The following is a 2,244-nucleotide window of genomic DNA, read 5'->3' as shown; positions in this document are numbered from 1 at the left end:
ATGTAATATTAATTATATTGTAACTATTATTAAAGCAATAAACAGTTGTTTAACAGATACTTAAGGAAGGGTTTACATTCTTTTATCATAGTTTACATTTGCTTAATAATAAAAAGAACTCAAAATTAATTGAGTTCTTTTAAATATTTTTCAATATCAGTTTTTAATCTAGGTCCGAATGTTTTTGAATAACTATTTGATATATGTCCTTTATCCATATAAACAATTACATTTCCTATAACCGGTACAAATTTGCCATTTTCTTTAAAGTACTTTGTATAATCAACATATTTTGTATTCTTCGGCTTTTCTTCAAGTTGACTCCATTTATCCTCTTTTGGTAAGCGTTGTTTGGCATTCATTTTATTGATTGTTTCTTTTTCACCAAATTTATCTAATGTCTCTGGAACATTAAATTCATACCGTGGATTATCTCTTATTGCCATTATTGGTGTCTTAGTTGAAGTGATATTCTCAAATTGTTTAATTTGTAATGGATCTATTTTACCATTTATATCTGTACTTGAATCTGCTGTTGTTACAACTAAATCTATATCTTGCTTTTCAATTTCTTTGATTAAGTTTTTATTCCATTCTGTACAATCTTGCTCACTATCTTTAGTTGTCAATACACAACCACTTTTCGTCATGTTTAAGACTCTGTAATTACCTTCTTTAGCAGCGGTTTGTAATGCACCAAGCCAATGTTGTGCATGAGAGCTTCCAACTAGTGCAATTGTCTTATGATAATCTTCTTTCTTACCATATTCTCCAACTAAAACTTTTGACTCACCTATTTTTTGATGTACTTTGTCTCTAGTAGAATCAGGAGATTCATTTCTAATTTTCGAAAATTCTGGTATCACATCTACATCATCATTTACTTTAACTTGTTTTTCTGCAGCCATTGCACCAGGATAGTCCTCACTTAATGCAACTTTATCTTTTTCTAATGGATTATTAAATACAATGAAATATAATGCTGCCACAGCTATTAAATTAATTACTAAACCAATCCCTAACTTTTTAAATGAAATTTTATCTGAAGATGCTGTTCGAATTGGCTTTTCAATATATTTTGTCATTAAGTATGATAATAACCAAGAAAGTAAAATCATACATATTCCTAAAATAATACCTGGTTTTTCGTTGTTATGATATTGATAGAATGAAAGTATTACCCAGTGCCACAAGTATAACCCAAATGATAATCCACCTACTTTTACCATAAAGGAAGAACCTAGAAATTTCTTAACACCAAGCTTTGTTTCGTGGTTTCCAGATACTAAAATAAATACTGCACAAAGCATTGGCCATAATGCAATGTATCCCGGAAACATTGTTGATACATTGAAAATAACACCTGTTAAGATCAAACCAATTAGACCTAACCAACCTATAATGCTAGCTACTACACTGGATATTTTTATTTTAGATAAATTAATTGCTAATAACCCACCTAATGAAAACTCCCAAACTCTAGTTAATGTATGGAAATATGCCCATGGTTGATTTACATTTGTTAAATATATTGAATAAATAAAAGATACAATAAATAAAGTACCTAAGAATAAATTCATTATATTTACGATTTTCAAGTTTGTTTTCTTTTTATATATCACAAAAATCAAACTAAATAATAAGAACCAAATAATATAAAATTGTCCTTGTATAGACATTGCCCAGAAATGTTCTACTGGTGTCTTCATTTGATCTTTATTTAAGTAATCAGTACTTGATAAAGCGAGTTGCCAATTTTGATAGTAAAACAATGAAGCTATAATTTCTTTTATAGTTTTACCTAATATCGATTCAGGCAATAAGAAAAAGCTTAATACGACCGTTGTAAGTAATACTGTGATAACTGATGGAAATAATCGTTTAATTAATCCTGTTATGTAAGGTAAAAATTTAAATGATCCTTCCCGATTGTATCTAGATATGATTGATGTCGTTATAAGAAATCCTGAAACAACGAAGAATACATCTACGCCTCCTGATACCTTTCCAAACCATATATGATAAATTGCTACTAGCAATGCTGCAATGACTCTTAAACCCTCGATTTCAGGTCTAAATTTCCTCTCTATATTGATTGGTTGTGTCTGCATATGAAAAACTCCTTTTAATATTATACAAATGTTAGTATATCTATCTAGATATTCATTAGAAAGATAAATATATAATATTTACAATATCTTAATACGTAATTAAAGAATCCCTAACAATTGAATTGTGAGGGAT

The 2,244-nt window shown here is 28.7% G+C and carries 1 protein-coding gene; it reads right to left on the bottom strand.

Annotated features, from left to right (window positions below):
• Positions 1 to 125 precede the first annotated feature (125 nt).
• The gene (locus CD129_RS11295) at positions 126 to 2,111 is read right to left on the bottom strand and encodes an acyltransferase family protein (protein ID WP_115337619.1); all 1,986 of its coding nucleotides are present in this window, start codon (positions 2,109 to 2,111) and stop codon (positions 126 to 128) included.
• Between the last annotated feature and the right edge of the window lie 133 nt (positions 2,112 to 2,244).

The organism is Mammaliicoccus fleurettii, from assembly GCF_003970575.1.
GTDB lineage: Bacteria > Bacillota > Bacilli > Staphylococcales > Staphylococcaceae > Mammaliicoccus > Mammaliicoccus fleurettii.
This window is presented reverse-complemented; position numbering and strand designations above follow the sequence as displayed.

What these genes read in the sequence shown, in the direction of transcription:
- CD129_RS11295 (WP_115337619.1), bottom strand. Translation starts at nt 2,111, where the DNA reads ATGCAGACACAACCAATCAATATAGAGAGGAAATTTAGACCTGAAATC.